The sequence below is a fragment of the Agrobacterium salinitolerans genome (assembly GCF_002008225.1).
Classification (GTDB): domain Bacteria; phylum Pseudomonadota; class Alphaproteobacteria; order Rhizobiales; family Rhizobiaceae; genus Agrobacterium; species Agrobacterium salinitolerans.
The window spans coordinates 690,028-708,434 of the sequence record NZ_MRDH01000006.1 but is presented as its reverse complement, the minus strand read 5'-3'; the positions used below and the strand labels follow the sequence as shown (position 1 = coordinate 708,434).

At 59.4% G+C, this 18,407-nt stretch carries 15 protein-coding genes and 1 other annotated feature; of the genes, 6 read left to right on the top strand and 9 right to left on the bottom strand.

The window, feature by feature from the left end:
* Positions 1–74 precede the first annotated feature (74 nt).
* Together BS627_RS07505 and ppx are read left to right on the top strand one after the other, a co-directional pair.
* Entirely contained in the window at positions 75–2,273 is a 2,199-nt protein-coding gene (locus BS627_RS07505; protein ID WP_077982968.1) for an RNA degradosome polyphosphate kinase, read from the top strand.
* Entirely contained in the window at positions 2,270–3,793 is a 1,524-nt protein-coding gene (gene ppx / locus BS627_RS07500; RefSeq protein ID WP_077982535.1) for an exopolyphosphatase, read from the top strand. Before BS627_RS07505 ends, ppx begins: the two co-directional genes overlap by 4 nt.
* 47 nt (positions 3,794–3,840) lie before the next feature.
* On the opposite strand, the gene BS627_RS07495 is transcribed toward ppx, so the two are convergent.
* From BS627_RS07495 to BS627_RS07460, 8 genes are all read right to left on the bottom strand, one after another.
* On the bottom strand, positions 3,841–4,473 hold the full coding sequence (locus BS627_RS07495; protein WP_077982534.1) for a DapH/DapD/GlmU-related protein: 633 nt from the start codon (positions 4,471–4,473) through the stop codon (positions 3,841–3,843).
* 148 nt (positions 4,474–4,621) lie between these two features.
* Positions 4,622–4,969 carry a hypothetical protein gene (locus tag BS627_RS07490; protein WP_077982533.1) on the bottom strand — a complete coding sequence of 116 codons (348 nt, stop codon included), beginning with the start codon at positions 4,967–4,969 and terminating at the stop codon, positions 4,622–4,624.
* Between the two features lie 173 nt (positions 4,970–5,142).
* Positions 5,143–5,490, bottom strand: coding sequence for a YunG family protein (locus BS627_RS07485; RefSeq protein WP_077982532.1), 348 nt, complete (start codon positions 5,488–5,490; stop codon positions 5,143–5,145).
* Between the two features lie 239 nt (positions 5,491–5,729).
* Positions 5,730–7,088 carry an esterase-like activity of phytase family protein gene (locus BS627_RS07480; RefSeq protein WP_077982531.1) on the bottom strand — a complete coding sequence of 453 codons (1,359 nt, stop codon included), beginning with the start codon at positions 7,086–7,088 and terminating at the stop codon, positions 5,730–5,732.
* 152 nt (positions 7,089–7,240) lie between these two features.
* Positions 7,241–8,269 carry an adenylate/guanylate cyclase domain-containing protein gene (locus tag BS627_RS07475; protein WP_077982530.1) on the bottom strand — a complete coding sequence of 343 codons (1,029 nt, stop codon included), beginning with the start codon at positions 8,267–8,269 and terminating at the stop codon, positions 7,241–7,243.
* A 252-nt stretch (positions 8,270–8,521) separates the two neighbouring features.
* On the bottom strand, positions 8,522–8,770 hold the full coding sequence (locus BS627_RS07470; protein ID WP_077982529.1) for a hypothetical protein: 249 nt from the start codon (positions 8,768–8,770) through the stop codon (positions 8,522–8,524).
* Positions 8,751–9,911, bottom strand: coding sequence for a ribonuclease D (gene rnd / locus BS627_RS07465; protein ID WP_077982528.1), 1,161 nt, complete (start codon positions 9,909–9,911; stop codon positions 8,751–8,753). Before rnd ends, BS627_RS07470 begins: the two co-directional genes overlap by 20 nt.
* 82 nt (positions 9,912–9,993) lie before the next feature.
* Positions 9,994–11,265: an MFS transporter gene (locus BS627_RS07460; protein WP_077982527.1), complete on the bottom strand. Its 1,272-nt coding sequence runs from the start codon at positions 11,263–11,265 to the stop codon at positions 9,994–9,996.
* 191 nt (positions 11,266–11,456) lie between these two features.
* Here BS627_RS07460 and aspS point away from each other — a divergent pair, with 191 nt between their 5' ends.
* The 4 genes from aspS to BS627_RS07440 all read left to right on the top strand — a co-directional run bounded on the left by aspS (position 11,457) and on the right by BS627_RS07440 (position 17,120).
* Entirely contained in the window at positions 11,457–13,244 is a 1,788-nt protein-coding gene (gene aspS / locus BS627_RS07455; protein WP_077982526.1) for an aspartate--tRNA ligase, read from the top strand.
* A 2-nt stretch (positions 13,245–13,246) separates the two neighbouring features.
* Positions 13,247–13,723: an FUSC family protein gene (locus BS627_RS07450; protein WP_077982525.1), complete on the top strand. Its 477-nt coding sequence runs from the start codon at positions 13,247–13,249 to the stop codon at positions 13,721–13,723.
* A 255-nt stretch (positions 13,724–13,978) separates the two neighbouring features.
* Positions 13,979–15,430, top strand: a complete 1,452-nt coding sequence (gene creD / locus BS627_RS07445) for a cell envelope integrity protein CreD (RefSeq protein ID WP_165691162.1) — start codon at positions 13,979–13,981, stop codon at positions 15,428–15,430.
* A 77-nt stretch (positions 15,431–15,507) separates the two neighbouring features.
* Positions 15,508–15,563: a sequence feature (sul1 is cis-regulatory element that is thought to sense ions involved in sulfur or methionine metabolism; They are found in Alphaproteobacteria), on the top strand.
* Between the two features lie 75 nt (positions 15,564–15,638).
* Positions 15,639–17,120, top strand: coding sequence for a SulP family inorganic anion transporter (locus BS627_RS07440; RefSeq protein ID WP_077982524.1), 1,482 nt, complete (start codon positions 15,639–15,641; stop codon positions 17,118–17,120).
* 43 nt (positions 17,121–17,163) lie between these two features.
* Here the strand turns inward: BS627_RS07440 and BS627_RS07435 are convergent, their stop codons facing one another.
* Positions 17,164–18,354 (bottom strand): hypothetical protein, encoded by a 1,191-nt coding sequence (locus tag BS627_RS07435; protein WP_077982523.1) that lies wholly within the window; start codon positions 18,352–18,354, stop codon positions 17,164–17,166.
* Between the last annotated feature and the right edge of the window lie 53 nt (positions 18,355–18,407).

Here is an 18,407-nt window from a genome sequence, read left to right as displayed (position 1 = left end):
ATACGGGCAAGAAGGACGATCGCGCGATGCAGCAAGATCACGGGACGGAAATCGGTCAGGGGACGGAACAGGGCATGGACGCTATCGCGCAGGAAGACTTCAACAAGGTTCAGCCTGTGGCTGAGGGCGAGAACCTCTGGGACAGCCCGGCGCGTTTCATCAACCGCGAATTCTCCTGGTTGCAGTTCAACCGCCGCGTTCTCGAGGAAACGCTGAACACGGATCACCCGCTGCTGGAGCGGTTGCGCTTCCTGTCCATTTCGGCCGCCAATCTCGATGAATTTTTCATGGTCCGCGTCGCCGGCCTCGAAGGCCAGGTACGCCAGAAGATCACCGTCAGGACGCCTGACGGCAAGACGCCGGCCGAGCAGCTCGAAGATATTCTGAAGGAAATCGATAATCTGCAGATGGAGCAGCAGGCATCGCTCGCTGTTTTGCAGCAATATCTCGCCAAAGAAGAAATTTTCATCGTGCGCCCCGCCGCACTTTCGGACGCCGACCGCATCTGGCTGGAAACGGAGTTCGAGGAACGCATGTTCCCGGTGCTGACGCCGCTCTCCATCGACCCGGCGCACCCGTTCCCCTTCATTCCCAATCTCGGCTTTTCCATGGGCCTGCAGCTTGACAGCGTCAACGGCCGCGAGCCGATGACGGCGCTCCTGCGTCTGCCGCCCGCGCTCGACCGTTTCGTGCGCCTGCCGGACGACAAGAACGCCATCCGCTACATCACGCTTGAAGATGTGGTCGGCCTGTTCATCCACCGGCTTTATCCCGGCTACAGCGTCCGGGGCTTTGGCACGTTCCGTATCATCCGTGACAGCGATATCGAGGTGGAGGAAGAGGCGGAAGATCTGGTCCGCTTTTTCGAAAGCGCGCTGAAGCGCCGCCGCCGCGGTTCCGTCATCCGCATCGAGACCGATAGCGAAATGCCGCAGTCGCTGCGCCAGTTCGTGGTGCATGAGCTTGGCGTGCCGGATAACCGCGTCGCCGTTCTGCCGGGTCTTCTCGCGCTCAACACCATTTCGGAAATCGTGCGCGCGCCGCGCGACGACCTGAAATTCGAACCTTACAACGCGCGTTTCCCGGAGCGCGTGCGCGAACATGCCGGCGATTGCCTTGCCGCCATCCGCGAAAAGGACATGGTGGTTCACCATCCCTATGAGAGCTTCGACGTCGTCGTCCAGTTTCTGCTGCAAGCGGCGCGCGACCCCGAAGTGCTTGCCATCAAGCAGACGCTCTACCGCACCTCCAACGACAGCCCGATCGTTCGCGCGCTGATCGACGCAGCCGAAGCCGGCAAATCTGTCACTGCGCTGGTCGAGCTGAAGGCGCGTTTCGACGAAGAAGCAAATATTCGCTGGGCGCGCGACCTGGAGCGCGCTGGCGTGCAGGTGGTGTTCGGCTTCATCGAACTCAAGACCCATGCCAAGATGTCGATGGTTGTGCGCCGCGAGGATGGCAAGCTGAGAACGTATTGCCATCTCGGCACCGGCAATTATCACCCGATCACCGCCAAGATCTACACCGACCTGTCCTTCTTCACATGCAACCCGAAGATCGCCCATGACATGGCGAACATCTTCAACTTCATCACGGGTTACGGCGAACCGGAAGAGGGCATGAAGCTGGCCGTTTCGCCCTATACGCTGCGCGCCCGCATCGTGAAGCACATCAACGAAGAGATCGAGCATGCCAAGCGCGGCGCGCCGGCGGCGATCTGGATGAAGATGAATTCGCTGGTCGATCCTGAAATCATCGATGCGCTTTACCGCGCCAGCGCGGCTGGCGTGGAGATCGACCTCGTCGTGCGCGGCATCTGCTGCCTGCGCCCGCAGGTGTCGGGCCTGTCGGACAATATCCGCGTCAAATCCATCGTCGGCCGCTTCCTCGAGCACAGCCGCATTTTCTGCTTCGGCAATGGTTTTGGCCTGCCGTCCGATAAGGCGCTGGTCTATATCGGCTCGGCCGACATGATGCCGCGCAACCTTGATCGGCGTGTGGAAACGCTGGTCCCGCTCACCAATCCCACCGTGCATGAGCAGGTTCTTTCACAGATTATGCTGGGCAATCTCATTGACAACCAGCAGAGCTACGAGATACTTGCGGACGGAACGTCGAGGCGCATCGAGGTGCGTAAAGGCGAAGAACCGTTCAACGCGCAGCACTATTTCATGACCAATCCCAGCCTTTCCGGACGTGGTGAAGCCTTGAAATCCAGTGCGCCCAAATTGATTGCCGGGTTGATTTCGTCCCGCAAGAAACAGGCTGAATGACTCGATCAGAAGCACAGGGGCGGCTGACCGGCCTCGCCCCCGTTTCCGTCATAGATATTGGTTCGAACTCCGTTCGTCTCGTCGTATATGAAGGTCTTTCCCGCGCGCCCGCCGTGCTGTTCAACGAAAAGGTCCTGTGCGGCCTTGGCAAAGGACTGGCGCTGACGGGGCGCATGCACGAGGAGGGCGTCACCCGCGCTTTGATGGCGCTGAGGCGCTTCCATGCGCTTTCCGAGCAGGCTCAGGCGCAACAGCTTTATGTGCTGGCGACGGCGGCCGCGCGTGAGGCGGAAAATGGTCCAGATTTTATCCGTGAGGCTGAAGCCATCCTCGGCTGCGAGATTGAGGTCCTGTCGGGTGAAAAGGAAGCGCTTTATTCCGCCTATGGCGTGATCAGCGGTTTCCATGATCCAGACGGTATCGCCGGCGACCTCGGCGGCGGTTCGCTCGAACTCATCGACATCAAGGGTAAGAACTGCGGCGAGGGCATCACCCTGCCGCTCGGCGGTCTGCGGCTGTCGGAGCAGTCGGACGGTTCGTTGGAAAAAGCGGCGACGATTGCCAGAAAACACGTCAAATCCTTCGCCAAACTTCTGGCGGCGGGTGAGGGGCGCACCTTTTACGCGGTGGGCGGCACATGGCGAAACATCGCCAAGCTGCACATGGAGATATCGGGCTATCCGCTGCACATGATGCAGGGATATGAATTGCCGCTGGCGGAAATGCTGAATTTTCTGGAAGAAGTCATCGTCTCCCGGGATAGCAAGGATCCGGCCTGGCAGGCGGTTTCCAAGAACCGCCGCTCGCTTCTTCCCTTTGGTGCCATCGCCATGCGGGAAGTTCTGAGAGCGATGAAGCCGGCCAAGATCGCCTTCTCCGCGCAGGGCGTGCGTGAAGGGTATCTTTATTCGCTGCTGACGGAAGAAGAGCGGAATTCTGATCCGCTGCTTGTCGCGGCGGATGAGCTTGCCATTTTGCGTGCCCGTTCTCCCGAACATGCGCGCGAACTGGCGGATTGGAGCGGTCGCACCTTTCCTGTCTTCGGTGTTGACGAGACGGAAGAAGAAAGCCGCTACCGGCAGGCGGCCTGCCTGCTGGCCGATATCAGCTGGCGCGCCCATCCGGATTATCGCGGGTTGCAGGCGCTCAACATCATCGCCCATTCCTCCTTCGTGGCGATCACCCATCCCGGCCGCGCCTATATTGCGCTCGCCAATTATTATCGCTTCGAAGGTCTGAACGACAACGGCACCACACAGCCGCTCGCCGCCATGGCGGGAGACCGGTTGCAGGAACTCGGCAAGCTGCTGGGCGGCCTGCTCCGCGTCGTTTACCTCTTCTCGGCCTCGATGCCGGGCGTCGTCGACCACCTGAAATTTCGCAAATCCGGCAACCCCGATCTCGATCTGGAATTCGTCGTGCCGCACGATTATTGCGATTTCGCCGGCGAGCGACTGGATGGCCGCCTGCAGCAATTGGCGAAGCTGACGGGCAAGCGGCTGGCCTTCGTGTTCGAGTAACGAACGGCGATGTTTCCGTTTTGTGACAGGAACGGTCCTTGTGTATGCTATGACCAGCGCTCGCAAAATGCTTCTATGTCGCTCGACTGAAAGTCGGAAAGCCGCGCCATGATTGTTTCGAATGGCCAGTCCCACCATGCGATTGAAGACAGCTTTTCCGCGATGGATCGCGAAAATCGTTCGCGAATGATCTTCGCGGGAACGCCGCCGACGATGGTGTAGGGCGGCACATCTTTGGTGACGACCGCGCCGGCGGCGAGCACTGCGCCGTCTCCAACCGTGACACCTGGCAAGACGATAACGCCGTGACCGATCCAGACATCGTGACCGATGATGGCGCGATCCGCCTTGCGCCGCTCGAAAAAGGCGCCATCGCGCACGGCATCCGCAGAATAATATTCAGGGCAATAGCTGAAACGGTGCATGGATGGCCGGTCCATGGGATGGTTCGGAGCGCCTATCCTGACCTCTGCGGCGATGGCACAGAATTTTCCGATCGTTGCATCGCCGACCATGCAACGGGGTCCAAGGTAGGAGTAATTGCCGAGGTCGGCATTGTGCAGGGCGGTGTCAGCCAGAATTTCGCAGCATTCGCCGATATTGGAATCTCTTATGCTCGCCGTCGCATGGATGACGGTCTCTGCGATTTTCGGGCGCTTGATCTGTGCGGTCGAATCCATTCCAGCCTCCGAATTTGCGCCTGCTTAACCGGTGATGATGAAGGTGCTGTGACGTGGAATGGCAAAAGGTGTCCGGCCGGGCATCCTTCTGAAACGCAGATCGCGCGTGCCGCCGCGTGCCGCGAAGCCCTGTCTTACGCAGAGCGTATCACTTGCCAGGGACATCTGCCGCGGCAGGCGTTTTCTTCCAGTAGTGGTCGGATATGTTTTGCGCGTTCCGGATAAGGTGGCCGGCGATGTCGGGGTCGCCGCCCTCGAAGGTTTTCGGGTCGGCCCCGCATAACATCAGGAAGAGTTGCTGATGGGCGACAGCGGCAAAATAATCGTGGGGCGGTGGCTGCATGTCTGAACCAACGGCCCGGAACGCCTCAGTGACCTCTTTGCTGGCGTGTTCGAGCGCTGCATGAACGGTTGCCATCATCGCTGCTTCCGTCCGCTCCAATATGTTCTGAACTTGCCGCTCAGCCGGTGTCAGAACCGGGCAACTCTCACTCATCGAATGTCTCTCCTGTCGGTGCAACCATTTTGCTGGCGATATTATCGCATGGATTGTGTCCGCTTTGCGGGAAAGATTGAAATCATGGTCCTGAAACGCAACACACTGGCTGACCACCGTGCCGCGATGCGCGGATCGAAACGGCAATGGGCTGGCGTTGCTTTGCAAACGGCTCAGCCGTGCCCGAGCGCCTTGCGGATGCAGGCGCTGAGATAGGCATATTGCAATGGCGTTATTGTCGCCATGGCTTCGGTGCGGCTGGCAAGCCTGTCCTGATAGCCGACCGGAACATCGAACTGGCTAAAGGTGAAATCCCAGCGCGTGCCTTCAACGATATTGTAAAAATGCTCGGTGCCGCTGACGGCGGTTTTGGCGAGTTCGCCGCCAAGAATATCCTGCACCACCAGCGCGGTGACGCTGCCTTGGCCCTTGGCGGGGTTTTCCCGCGACCAGAAGCCGCTCGTCTCGCCCGACCAACTCTTCTTCAGGGCGTAATAAAGTCTTTCTGCATGGTCCTGCATGAAACGTCTTCTTTTCCACACGTATGTTTCGGTTAAAGCATTTTCAGCAGAAGTGCGCTCGGTTTACGTCTGAAAATGCGCAAAAACAAAGAGTTAGAGCCATGGAGGTGAGCCGGCGTTCACCGGAGTTGCTCTAGCTCTGGAAAATAGCAACGGAGCACCAAGCAGACATTTGTGTCTGCCGGGCGCTCCGTCGGGATCATTCGCAGCCGTCAAAGCAAGTGACAGCAGCCTTCGTCTTACTTTGCGTCCAGCAGGTCCTTGACCTCCAGCAGGACGAATTCGTTGTCGTCAGCCTTGTCCAGAGCCCGACCGGCCGAGAAGGGCAGGTTGTTGTCGTTGCCGACGATGATATGGTTGGCATCGACACGGTCGACATTCTCGATGGTGACGAAAGGCATGTCGTAATAGCCGTTGCCGCCGCCCTGACGCTTCTTGTTGTCCGGGTCGGAGATCTTCATCAGGTCTATATAACCGATCTTGCGGGCGGACTTGCCGACATTGGCGTCGTTGAATTCGATCTTGTAGATGCGCTTCAGCTTGGCAGGGCGGGCGAAGCAGTCTGCAGCTGGAGCCTTGGGGTCGGCGCAGGCCTTGTCGGTGGTGCCGGCGCCGTTGTCCCGCTCGATGACGAGGGCGGTCGCGTCATCCAGCATGTTGAAGTCGCCGATTGCCTCGCCGCCTTCCGCTAGGGGATAAAGCCAGCTGCGGCCGGTCCATTCCTTCTTGGCGGTGTCGAGTTCGACGATGCGCAGCGCGGTCGCGCCGTCGTCGGTTTTTTCCACCTGGCCGTCGGCTGTGTAAAGCGGGCCTTCCAGCAGGCCGTAGAGCTTCGAGCCGTCCTTGGAGAGCGCCATGCCCTCATAACCGCCTGAACGCTTCAGGTTGAAAGCGGGCATTTTCTGCGTCGGGTTGCCGGGCAGGGCAAGAGCCGGATGGTCGGGAGACTTCACCTCGATGTCGCCGGCCTTGGTAGAGATGACGTCGGTCAGCTTACCGTCGCGGGTGAATTTCAGGATGTAGGGACCGAATTCCTCGCCGACCCAGAAACCATCGGCAACCGGCTGAATGGATTCAACGTCGAAATCCGCGCCCGTGAGGTAACGCGTGCTCGAGCCTTCCAGAACGATGGGAAAGGGCGCCTTCATGTCAGGATCGGAAAGGAACACGGTTTCAAGCGCATTGACCTTTCCGGCGTCCCAGTCGAACTTCAGATGGTGAAGCATCAGCATGGCGTCGCTGGAATTCAACTTGGAACCGAAACCGTTGTCGGAAAGGCTCCAGAAGCTGCCGTCCGGCATCGCCTTGATGCCGGAAAAACCCTGCATCGGCTGGCCGTTGAACGGCATGGAAAGGCCGGTCAGGCGCACGCCGTCCTTGCCGGGTACGGTGCCGAGACCTTCCGCGCGCTTGCGGTCGGCGGTGGTGAACTTGGCGGAGGTCTTGAGGTGCTCAGGCGCGTCCGTGGGCGCCGGGATGATGGTGTTTGCCGGCAGGATGGCGTGGGAGACCAGCTTTGCCGGAAATTCCTTTTCCGTCGCATGCGCCGCGGCGGCGAGTGCGAAAAACGCGAAAGGTGCGAAAAGAATATGCTTCATGATGGAGACCCCTCTCAAGACCTGTTGAAGACAGGATTGACGCGATAGGGGTGTCGCATGACAGGCAGGTGATTGCCGTTTGAAGCTTTAATGAATTTTGATGACGGCCATCATCGGCAGATGGCCGCACGGCTTTTCTCCGTCGATGGTCCTTATGCGGCGGGCGCCTGATATTGGCTGAGCGTGCAAACGCCCAGCGTCTGGCCACGGCCCTTGACGGCATGTTCGCCGAGATATTCGCTGCGCACGCCCTTGGGAAGCACCAGTTGATGGGCGAGGTCGGCGGAAATCAGCACCGGATGGCCGAGCATCTTGCTTAGCGATTCGAGCCGCGAGGTCGTGTTCACCGTATCGCCGAAATAGGTGATCTTGTGATGGTCGACGCCGATTTCCGCTGTAATGACCGGCCCGCCATGAATGGCGAAGCGCAGGCGCGGCACCTCGCCGAAGCGGGAAAGCCACACGTCGCGGGAATTTTCAATGGTCGCCTGAATATCGAAGACGCAGCGCACGCAGGCCGCCCGCCTTATCGCCATGTGATAGGGCCAGGTGATGATGGCGGCGTCGCCGATATAGTCGTCGATGACGCCGCCGTGTTTTCTGACAGGTGCGGCATAGCTTGCAAAGATTTCCCCGAGAAATTCCTGGGCCTTCAGGTCGCCATGGGTCTCGGCGAAGGAGGTGGAGCCGACGAGATCGATGAAGATGAAGACGCGGTCTTCGCTGACCGGCCGGCGATAACGCCCCAGGATGAGGTCGATGAAGATATCGCGGCCGAGAAGCTCGCGCACCCTCATGATGAAGACGATGATGCCGCAGACAATGAGGGTGAAGATCAGCGTCTGCAGCTCGGCATGGACGGCGCGTTTCCAGGTACCTGGAAATATCCCGCTCAACCACAGGATCGTGCCACCAAGCCCGAAGCCGCAAAAGACGAGGATGGCATAAATGACGAGGCCGACGGCGATATAGGCCGGCGTCGGCAGGGCACTCACCTGCCGCGACAGGCCAGGCATGATGTAACCGCGCTCGAAAGCGAGGATGGGTGCGCAGGCAAACAGCGCATAGGTCGCACCGATCAATGCACCGCCGCCATATTCCAGAAAGGCGTATGCCACGCCGCTGCCGGCCACGGCAACGAAGAGCACCACGTAATCCAGAATGGGCAGCAATTTTCTCATGTCGGTTCTTGGGTCTCGGGAAGGGAAGGCTTTGGTCTTGGGAAAGAAGGGCAGGCCGCTCCCTTCGTGCGAAGCTTCTGTTGAGGTCATATGCGACATTAATGTGGAAAAAGCGCCGCAAAAAGTGAGCAATCGGTAAGGTTGCATGAAGGATTGGTAAGGCTGTTGCGCCGTTGCCGCAAAATCGGCGTTGCCGCTCTTATACGCCTGATAGAATGTTCTGTGATAGGCGGTTTCAAGCGGGGATTGCGGTCAGTCATCCGGCGAGCGTTTCGACCATTTGACGGGGAAGGCGACGAAACGCAGCCGGTCGCCGTCGATCCAAGGCCCGGTCGAACAGCGTTCTCTCGTGCGGGTGCAGGTGGCGCAGTCAATGAAGGGAACGTTCTCCTTCCAGCCTCTCCAGCCGCAGCCCATGCCTTTCGGGCCGCGATTATAGTGGTCGAGGAGGTCGTCGTCGGGGGTGGAAAGCAGCGGGCCGTTATGGCTCGCTTGCCGCAACCTCCACCGCCTCGACCTTCTTGCCGGCAAAGCGCAGCGCGACTTCGCCATTGATGAGCTTCAGGGCCACATCGCCGAAGAGTTCCCGCCGCCAGCCGGTCAGCGCCGCCACGGTCGCTTTTTCGCCCTCGGCGGCGATCTTGTCCAGATCGTCGCTATTGGCGATAACCTTGGCGGCGACGCCGTGCTTGTCCGCCGTCAGCTTCAGCAGAACCTTCAAAAGTTCCACGGCAGCGCCGGAGCCTTCCGGTGCGTGGCTGTGACGCGGCGCCTTCGGCATCTCTTCTTTCGGCAGTGCCAGCGCCGCATTCACCGTTTCGATGATGGCGGTGCCGGAGGCGGACCGTTCCCAACCCTTGGGAATGGTGCGAAGCCGCGACAGCGCCTCGGCGTCCTTCGGCTGCTGCTGGGCGATTTCGAAGATCGCATCGTCCTTGAGGACGCGCGACCGCGGCACGTTGCGGGAGCGCGCCTCACGCTCGCGCCAGGCGGCGATGAATTTGAGGATCGCAAGTTCCGTCGGCTTTCGCAGACGCGATTTCAACCGCAGCCATGCATCGTCGGGGTGCATGTCATAGGTGTCGCGCGATTCCAAAATATCCATCTCTTCGGTCAGCCACAGCGAGCGGCCTTCGCGCTCCAGCTGGGCTTTCAGCGCCAGATAAACATCGCGCAGATGGGTCACGTCGGCCAGCGCATAATCCAGCTGCTTTTCCGTCAGCGGGCGGCGGCTCCAGTCCGTAAAGCGCGAGGATTTGTCGATCTGCACATTCTTGATTCTCTGGACCAGCTGATCGTAGGAAATCGAATCGCCGAAACCGCAGACCATGGCGGCGACCTGCGTATCGAAGATCGGATGCGGTATCAGCCCGCCCAGATGATAGATGATTTCGATATCCTGACGCGCCGCATGGAAAACCTTCACGACGTTTGGATTGGCCATCAGTTCGAACAACGGCGTAAGGTCAATGCCCTTGGCGAGTGGGTCGACCAGCACCTCAAGGGTAGGGCTCGCCATCTGGACGAGACAAAGCTCTGGCCAGAAGGTCGTTTCCCGCAAAAATTCGGTGTCGATGGTAATGAATTCCGATTTCGCCAGTTCCGTGCAGGCCTCGGCGAGGGCGGCAGTCGTTTCAATCATTGCAAATGGCCACTCGTGAAAATTATCCGTCTTACTTTCCCTTTGCCGCGCGCATGTCAATACAAAGCCCGCTTTTCAAGGCTCAAGGATCGTTTTTCTCAGGCGGATTGGGCTCCGGCCCATCCTTTTTGGGTGGGTTGGGGGCGGCGAGCTTCTGGAAATAGGCCGAGGTGCGCAACAGCGAGCTGAACCGCCAGTTCCGTTCCTCAAGTGGTACGCCTTCGCGCACCTGCAGCCGGTAAATCGTGTAAGCGATGAAAACAATCTGTATTGCGGCCGTATAGCTGAACAGCGCCTTCGGGCCGAAATGATCGATCAGGACGGAGGCAAGAAGCGGCCCGACCGTCGCTCCGACAGACCAGAAAAACAACAGTCCAGCCGACATCATCGCATGTTCGCCTTCCTTGGCGTGGTCGTTGCCGTGGGCGGAACTCAATGAATAAAGCGGCAGGGCGAAAGCGCCGAAGATGAAGACTCCGATGATGTTGCTCCATTCATTCGTGCCGGCGAAGAATGCGAGAAACAGGCCGACGATGACCGAGCCCGCCGTTGTGGCGAGAATGATGATGCGCCGGTCGTAACGGTCGGAATAAACGCCGAGCGGATATTGCAGCACGACCCCGCCGATAATGCCCGCACTCATGAAGGTGGCAATGGCGGTAACGGAAAAGCCGATCTGCTCGGCATAGATAGGCCCGATATTGCGGAAGGCTGCCATGCTGAGGCCAACCGCCACGCAACCGACGACCGCAAGCGGGGAGATGCGCCAGACGGCGAAAAGATCGAAGGGAATCTGTTTCGGCGGGGCAGGGTTGGACTTGTCGGCAAGCGAGATCGGCACCAGCGACAGCACCAGCGCTATCGCAATTAACGAAAACACCACCGGACCTTCGACACCCATCACGGCAATGACATATTGCGCCAGCGTCACGGAGCCGAGATCGACGAAACGATAGATGGAGAGCGTGCGCGCCCGATTTGAATTCGTGACCTGCGCGTTGATCCAGCTTTCGATAGCCGCAAAAAGACAGGCGACCGCAATGCCAATGACGAAACGCATCAGCATCCAGAATAGCGGGTGGATGATGAGCGGCATGGCGATGGAAGCGGCGGAGGCGACCGCGGCCATGGTCGCAAAGGTTCGGATATGCCCGATCTTGCGCAAAAGCCGCGTTACGGAAATGCAGCCGAGTGCAAATCCGATGCTATAGGCGGCGCTGATGAGGCCGATGGTGCTGGCGGAAAAACCTTCGGAGAGACCGCGCAGCGCTATATAGGTTCCCTGCAGGCCGTTGCCGCCGATGAGGATACCGGCAGTCACGAGAAGCGGGATAAGAGGTCTGATCTGGCTCATTGCGGGCCGACTCGGTTTGGCGGGCTGGATTAGTCCTATCTAAAGCGAAGGCAGAGGAAAGGACAGGCTGAAGGCGACATTGTTGCGCTTTGCCTTGACAAATCAGGCTGGCCATGCGCTTTTCCGGCAAATTTCGACAGTGCCGCCCATCTGGCCTCCAACGGGCGCACGACACGTTCCAGGATATAAAAATGCATCGTTACCGCAGCCACACCTGTGCCGCTCTCCGCAAGTCCGACGTCGGCGAAACCGTTCGCCTTTCCGGTTGGGTTCACCGCGTGCGAGATCATGGCGGCGTTCTCTTCATCGACCTTCGCGACCATTACGGCATTACCCAGGTGGTTGCCGATCCTGACAGCCCGGCCTTCAAGGTTGCCGAAACCGTGCGCGGCGAATGGGTCATCCGCATCGACGGCCTCGTCAAGGCGCGTTCGGAAGACACCGTCAACAAGGGCATGGCGACCGGCGAGATCGAGCTTTACGCCCAGGAGATCGAGGTTCTCGGCGTGGCCAAGGAATTGCCGCTGCCGGTCTTCGGTGAGCCTGACTACCCCGAAGACGTTCGCCTGAAATACCGCTTCCTCGACCTGCGCCGCGAAACGCTGCACAAGAACATCGTCAAGCGCACGCAGATCATCTCCGCCATGCGCACAGGCATGGCCGATGCCGGCTTTGCTGAATATACGACGCCGATCCTCACGGCCTCCTCGCCGGAAGGCGCGCGCGACTTCCTCGTGCCGTCGCGTATTCATGAAGGCAAGTTCTTCGCTCTGCCGCAGGCGCCGCAGCAGTACAAGCAGCTTCTGATGGTGGCCGGTTTCGACCGCTACTTCCAGATCGCGCCGTGCTTCCGCGACGAAGACCCGCGCGCCGACCGCCTGCCGGGCGAATTCTACCAGCTCGACGTCGAAATGAGCTTCGTGACCCAGGAAGATGTCTGGACCACGATGGAGCCGATGATGACGGCCGTCTTCGAAAAGTTTGCCGAAGGCAAGCCTGTCACCAAAGAATGGCCGCGCATTCCTTATGATGAAGCGATCCGCAAATACGGCTCTGACAAGCCGGACCTGCGCAACCCCATCGTCATGCAGGCCGTGACCGAGCACTTCGATGGTTCGGGTTTCAAGGTCTTCGCGAACATGATCGCCTCCAACCTGAAGGTTCAGGTCTGGGCAATTCCGGCCAAGACCGGCGGTTCGCGCGCATTCTGCGACCGCATGAACGCCTGGGCCCAGTCCCAGGGCCAGCCCGGCCTCGGTTACATCTTCTGGAAGGAAGAAGACGGCAAGGTCGGCGGCTCCGGCCCGCTCGCCAAGAACATTGGCGAGGAACGCACCGAGGCGCTTCGCCAGCAGCTCGGCCTTGAGGCGGGCGACGCCTGCTTCTTCGTCGCCGGTGATCCCGCCAAGTTCTACAAGTTCGCCGGTGAAGCGCGCACCCGCGCTGCCGACGAGCTGAACCTGATCGATCGCGACCGTTTCGAAATGTGCTGGATCGTCGACTTTCCCTTCTTCGAATACAACGAGGAAGAAAAGAAGATCGATTTCGCCCACAACCCCTTCTCGATGCCGCAGGGCGGAATGGAAGCGCTGGAAGGGCAGGACCCGCTCTCCATCAAGGCTTTCCAGTATGACGCGGTCTGCAACGGCTTCGAAATCGCCTCCGGTTCGATCCGTAACCAGTCGCCCGAGTTGATGGTCAAGGCCTTCGAAAAGGTTGGCCTCAGCCAGGCCGACGTGGAAGAGCGCTTCGGCGGCCTCTACCGCGCGTTCCAGTACGGCGCGCCTCCGCATGGCGGTTGCGCATTCGGCATCGACCGTGTCGTCATGCTGCTGGTCGGCGCGAAGAACCTGCGCGAAATCACGCTATTCCCGATGAACCAGCAGGCGCAGGATCTGCTGATGAACGCGCCGTCGCCGGCAACGCCGACGCAGCTTCGCGAACTGGCGCTGCGCGTCGTTCCGTCCAAGAAAGACTGATCGTGTTGAAGACGCTGCTCGACCGGGTTCGCGCAGCCTTCACCCGTGCATTGGCGGCCGCACTTGCGGCCGCTTTTGCGTTCTGGGTGGCGCATCGGTGGCTTGGCCATCCACAACCCGTCTTTGCTGCGATCAGCGCGCTTATCTGCCTTGCTGCGGGAATTCCAAGCCATGTCCGTCAGGGACTTGGGCTGATGGTCGGTGTCACCATCGGCATTCTCGTCGGGGAGGTCGCGCTCCTTGTCCCACATGATTTCGCTGAAATCCGGCTGGCCTCGGCGACCTTCATCGCCATGATCCTCGCCTCCATATTCGGCCTGCCGCCGGTCGTGCCGATACAGGCTGGCGCTTCAGCCATGCTGGTGCTCCTGATGGGGCCGCAGGTTGCCGGGCTTGTCCGTTTTGTCGATGTTATTGTGGGCGTCGCGACCGGTGTGGCCGTCGCGCTCGTCTTCTTTCGCGAGCGGCTGAAGCTCTAGCTCCGCTTGCGCTCATCACTTTCGTCCCAAAGCCAGCTACCACTCGCGATGTGAACTATTGCTGGCACACCAATCCCGGCGTCGCCACAATTTCTCCGCGAGATTTACCGAATTCCGCGAATAAACGGCCGAAATCCAACCCCAGTATGGGGCTGTATCCAATTCGGGGATGCAAGCCACTTGATTTTAAAACTGGGACGGCGCCAGCCGAAATTTTTCCGGTTCTGGCGCGATCATATTTATGAGGATTTCAGAATGGTACACGAGACGAACAAAGAGCCGCCACCGCCGGTCGGGCCAATTCCTCCAGCCATGCCGCGCGGCAATTTTGCCGCCAGCCTGCGTTCACCCGGCGCGAAGTTTCTGATGATCGGTCTCATTTCGATGATCCTGCTGGTTCCACTCATGCTCGTCTGGGGGCTGACGGAAGAGCGCGCCTCCCGGGCGAGGGAGGTTTCCGGTCGGATCGCGAATGGGTGGGGCGGCGATCAGGTTGTGAACGGCCCTTATCTTGCCGTGCCCTTCGACGTGGAGCGCCGCCGCGAGGTTGATGGCCGAACCATCGTGGATCGCGTGACGGAGTGGGCGCTGGTCATGCCGGAAACGCTGCAGGTGACAGCGGACCTCAAAACCGAGGAAAAGAAGCTCTCGATCTACAGCTTGCCCGTCTATAATGGTGCTCTCGTGCTCAAAGGCCGCTTCGGGCAGGGCGTCCTGCAAGATCTCGCCCGTTTTTCCGGCACACCGCGTCTCGACAATGCCATCCTCGTCCTCAGCATAGAGGATATTACCGGTATCAGGTCGAGCGCCGGGGTTCGCATAAACGGCGGCACTGTTTTGCCCTTCGATCCCGGTATGCGCGATATTTCTGTGATCTCAAGCCGCGCCGGTGAAAACAGCTCCATAAGATCAGATGCGGGCGTGCACAGGCCGATCGACAGAAACCTGATCGAGAGCGGCTTTGATTTCGATATCGCATTCTCGCTGAATGGGTCGGGTAGTTTCGCCGTCGCACCAGCCGGCCAGACGACTGGCTTTACGGCAAAAGCCGATTGGCCGCATCCGGGTTTCGAAGGCCTGTTCCTGCCGGAAATCAAAACGGTCACGGCTTCGGATTTCAACGCCAGCTGGACTATTCCCTATCTCGCAAGAGGCATAGACCGTGTTGTCGAGGGTTCGCGGCTGCCGCTCTCCAACAGCCTGATGACGATCAATCTCGTTGAGCCGGTGAAGTTCTATCAGGTCATCGCCCGAACACTGAAATATTCCATCGGCTTCATCTCGCTTGTCTTCCTCGCCGTCTTCATTGTGGAACTCAAGGGCGGCAGCGTTGTGCACTGGATACAATATGTGCTGACGGGTCTGGCACTCATCGTCTTCTACGTGCTGCTGCTCGCGCTCGCCGAACATACGGGTTTCACCGTTGCCTATGCGGCGGCCTCCTTCTCCACAGCGGCCCTGATTGCCTTTTATCTTGGCAGTGCCACCCGTAGTCGCAGCAACGGTCTTGCGCTTTTCAGCGTTCTGGCGGTGGCCTATGGCGTGATGTATCTGGTCTTGAATGAGGACGAGTATGCGTTGCTTGCCGGCGCGGTCATATCGTTCATCGCCATCGCGGCGACCATGTTTGCAACACGCAAAGTGGACTGGTCTGGAGCGGCTGTTTCGATCGACGTCGCAAACAGCACTCGGACCAACGCCACCTGAGGTGGGATAGCTTGATCTTAAAAGCGGGCGCACAACTTGCGGCCCGCTTTTTTGCCGTTTATAGATGGGGCATTCACCACGGACCCGGTGAAATTCCGGGTGGCTCTTCTGGCCGCCGATCCGCCAGACAACGCAAAGCACCGACAGTCCTTCTTAATCTACCGGACATGGCTCCGGCCGGTGCGTCATTCTTTGCGAAAAAAATTAAATGAACAGATTTCAGACTTACAGACGTGAGTGGTTTTCCAATATTCGCGGCGATCTCCTTTCCGGCATCGTCGTGGCGCTCGCCCTCATTCCCGAAGCCATCGGCTTTTCCGTCATTGCCGGTGTCGATCCGAAGGTGGGGCTGTTTGCCTCCTTCGCCATCGCCTGCGTTTCCGCCTTCACCGGCGGCAGACCGGGGATGATCTCGGCGGCAACCGCCGCCACCGCCGTCCTGATGGTCACGCTTGTCAAGGAACACGGGCTGCAATATCTCTTCGCGGCCACCATCCTCATGGGCGTACTGCAAATCGCGGCGGGCTTTGCAAAGCTCGGTCGGGTGATGCGCTTCGTCTCGCGTTCAGTCATGACTGGTTTCGTCAACGCGCTGGCGATCCTGATCTTCATGGCGCAATTGCCGGAACTGATCGGCGTGCCGGTCGAAACCTATGTCATGATCGCGGCTGGCCTTGCGATCATCTATCTCTTTCCGCTGGTCACGAAGATCATCCCGTCACCGCTGGTCGCCATCGTCGCCCTGACCTGCGTGGCGGTTTTCTCCGGCATGGATATCCGCACGGTCGGCGATCTCGGCGAGTTGCCCTCGACGCTGCCGATATTGGCCCTGCCGCAGGTGCCGCTGACCTTCGAGACGCTACAGATCATCTTTCCCTATTCCGTCGCGCTCGCCGCTGTCGGCCTGCTGGAATCGCTGTTGACGGCCCAGATCGTCGACGACATGACGGATACGGGCAGCAACAAGAGCCAGGAATGCATCGGGCAGGGGACGAGCAACATAGCGTCTGCCCTCATCGGTGGTATGGGCGGTTGTGCCATGATCGGCCAGTCCGTCATCAATGTCAGTTCCGGCGGCAGGGGCCGTTTGTCCACTTTCGTCGCGGGCGCGTTCCTGCTGTTCCTCATCCTGGTGCTGGATGATCTCGTGCGCATCATTCCCATGGCCGCGCTGGTGGCTGTCATGATCATGGTCTCCATCGGCACATTCTCGTGGCGCTCCATTCTTGATCTGCGCCGCAATCCGCCATCCTCCAGCATCGTCATGCTGGTGACGGTCGGCACGGTGCTCGCAACGCATGACCTTGCAAAGGGCGTGCTGGCCGGCGTCCTTCTCTCCGGCGTGTTTTTTGCGGGCAAGGTTTCAAAACTCTTCCATGTCCGGCCGGAGCTTTCAGCCGATGGCCGGGAGCGGATCTATCGCGTCGACGGCCAGATTTTCTTCGCTTCGACGGAAAGCTTCATCGCCGCTTTCGATTTTGCCGAAGAGGTGGAGGCGGTAACGATCGATGTCACGGAGGCGCATCTGTGGGATATTTCCGCGGTCGGCGCGCTGGACAAGGTGGTCCTGAAGTTCCGCAGAGGCGGCAAAAGGGTCGAGGTGATCGGCGTCAATGAGGCGAGCGCCCATATGATCGACCGCTTCGCCCTGCACGACAAGCAGGAAGGCGCTGCCGCACCATTGCATTGAGTGAAAATGAAAAGCCCCGGTTTTGAACCGGGGCTTTGTCGTCCTATTCGTTTGCCGTCACCGTCACGCCGAGCATTTTGGGCAGGGTATTCGGCGCGCCCATCGCAGCGCCCATGATCATCGGAAAGGGAACCGGCTTTTCCGGCTCCGCCGTAATCGAGAAGTTTTTCGGATTGTCGATGTAGGTGTTAATTGCCGCCGACACCATGTTCTGCAATTCCGGAACATTGAGCGAAGCCATCATGATCGGGGCCATGCCCTTGATGGTCTGGGCAAGCTGATCGCCCGTCATGCCCTGCTGGCTTGCGGCATAGTCGATGGCGCGCTTGGTGATGCTGGCGTCTTCGAAGCTGATCTCCGCGTTGATGAAGGACAACTGCTGCATCAGGCCCAGCATGGCGAGGCTCGCCGCCTGATCCGCCTGTTCCTTGTTCGGATTGGCGGCCTGCGCCTTCACCGTCTCCTGCATCGACTTGATGAAGGCGAGCGTGTAGCCGGAGAAACCGAACGACATGTTGAGACGGCCGACATCATCGAGGTCGATGGCGTATTCTTCAACATCGATGGTACCGGAGGCCACTTCCCAGCTGCCGCTCATGGTCATGTCGCCGGAGAGCGCCTGCAGCTTCAGCTTTTCGATCGCGTCCTTGGTCGCGGGATCAGTGACTTCGCTGAGATCGGCCTTGAAACCGGAAGCGTCAAGGTCGAAGCCAATGGAGTTCTTGTCATCGCTGACCGACATCGTCGCGCTGGTTTCCTCAAGCGAGAAAGCCTGTTTGCCGTCGACAGAAACGGAGATCGGGCCGCTATGCGCTTCGTCATAAAACATCAGCGCATCGATGGTGCCGGTGGTGGAGTCTGCGGGAATGACGAGACCGGAGATGTAGATGTCGCTCGCCTTGATCTCAACCTTGTCCTGCCGGTAGTCGATATCGTCAAAACGGGCGTTCTCGATCTTGTAGCCGCCGTTGTTTTCCTCGACGCCTTCGAGCGTGATATTGCCAACCGGGATTTTCTTGGCCGGATCGGCGACCGGGTTGAAGGTCACGCTGTTCAGGGTCACCGTCGAGCCGTTAACGGCGACGGAGCTGGCAGCGATCTCGCCGCCCTGTGCGGCATAGGCCGCATTGATCTTCTTCAGGACATCCCCGCCATCCAGCGCGAAAGCGGGCGCCGAAAGCGTAAGAAGCGCGGCGCTCGCGAAAAGAACCTGCCGGGTGGATTTCAGTCTCATGATGTTTCTTCCCTCAACGTACGGCTGTGCACCGTGTTCGAATTCGAATGCTG

Coding starts and splice junctions, on each gene's coding strand:
- BS627_RS07505 (WP_077982968.1), top strand. CDS start 75: ATGGACGCTATCGCGCAGGAAGACTTCAACAAGGTTCAGCCTGTGGCT.
- ppx (WP_077982535.1), top strand. CDS start 2,270: ATGACTCGATCAGAAGCACAGGGGCGGCTGACCGGCCTCGCCCCCGTT.
- BS627_RS07495 (WP_077982534.1), bottom strand. CDS start 4,473: ATGGATTCGACCGCACAGATCAAGCGCCCGAAAATCGCAGAGACCGTC.
- BS627_RS07490 (WP_077982533.1), bottom strand. CDS start 4,969: ATGAGTGAGAGTTGCCCGGTTCTGACACCGGCTGAGCGGCAAGTTCAG.
- BS627_RS07485 (WP_077982532.1), bottom strand. CDS start 5,490: ATGCAGGACCATGCAGAAAGACTTTATTACGCCCTGAAGAAGAGTTGG.
- BS627_RS07480 (WP_077982531.1), bottom strand. CDS start 7,088: ATGAAGCATATTCTTTTCGCACCTTTCGCGTTTTTCGCACTCGCCGCC.
- BS627_RS07475 (WP_077982530.1), bottom strand. CDS start 8,269: ATGAGAAAATTGCTGCCCATTCTGGATTACGTGGTGCTCTTCGTTGCC.
- rnd (WP_077982528.1), bottom strand. CDS start 9,911: ATGATTGAAACGACTGCCGCCCTCGCCGAGGCCTGCACGGAACTGGCG.
- BS627_RS07460 (WP_077982527.1), bottom strand. CDS start 11,265: ATGAGCCAGATCAGACCTCTTATCCCGCTTCTCGTGACTGCCGGTATC.
- aspS (WP_077982526.1), top strand. CDS start 11,457: ATGCATCGTTACCGCAGCCACACCTGTGCCGCTCTCCGCAAGTCCGAC.
- creD (WP_165691162.1), top strand. CDS start 13,979: ATGGTACACGAGACGAACAAAGAGCCGCCACCGCCGGTCGGGCCAATT.
- BS627_RS07440 (WP_077982524.1), top strand. CDS start 15,639: ATGAACAGATTTCAGACTTACAGACGTGAGTGGTTTTCCAATATTCGC.
- BS627_RS07435 (WP_077982523.1), bottom strand. CDS start 18,354: ATGAGACTGAAATCCACCCGGCAGGTTCTTTTCGCGAGCGCCGCGCTT.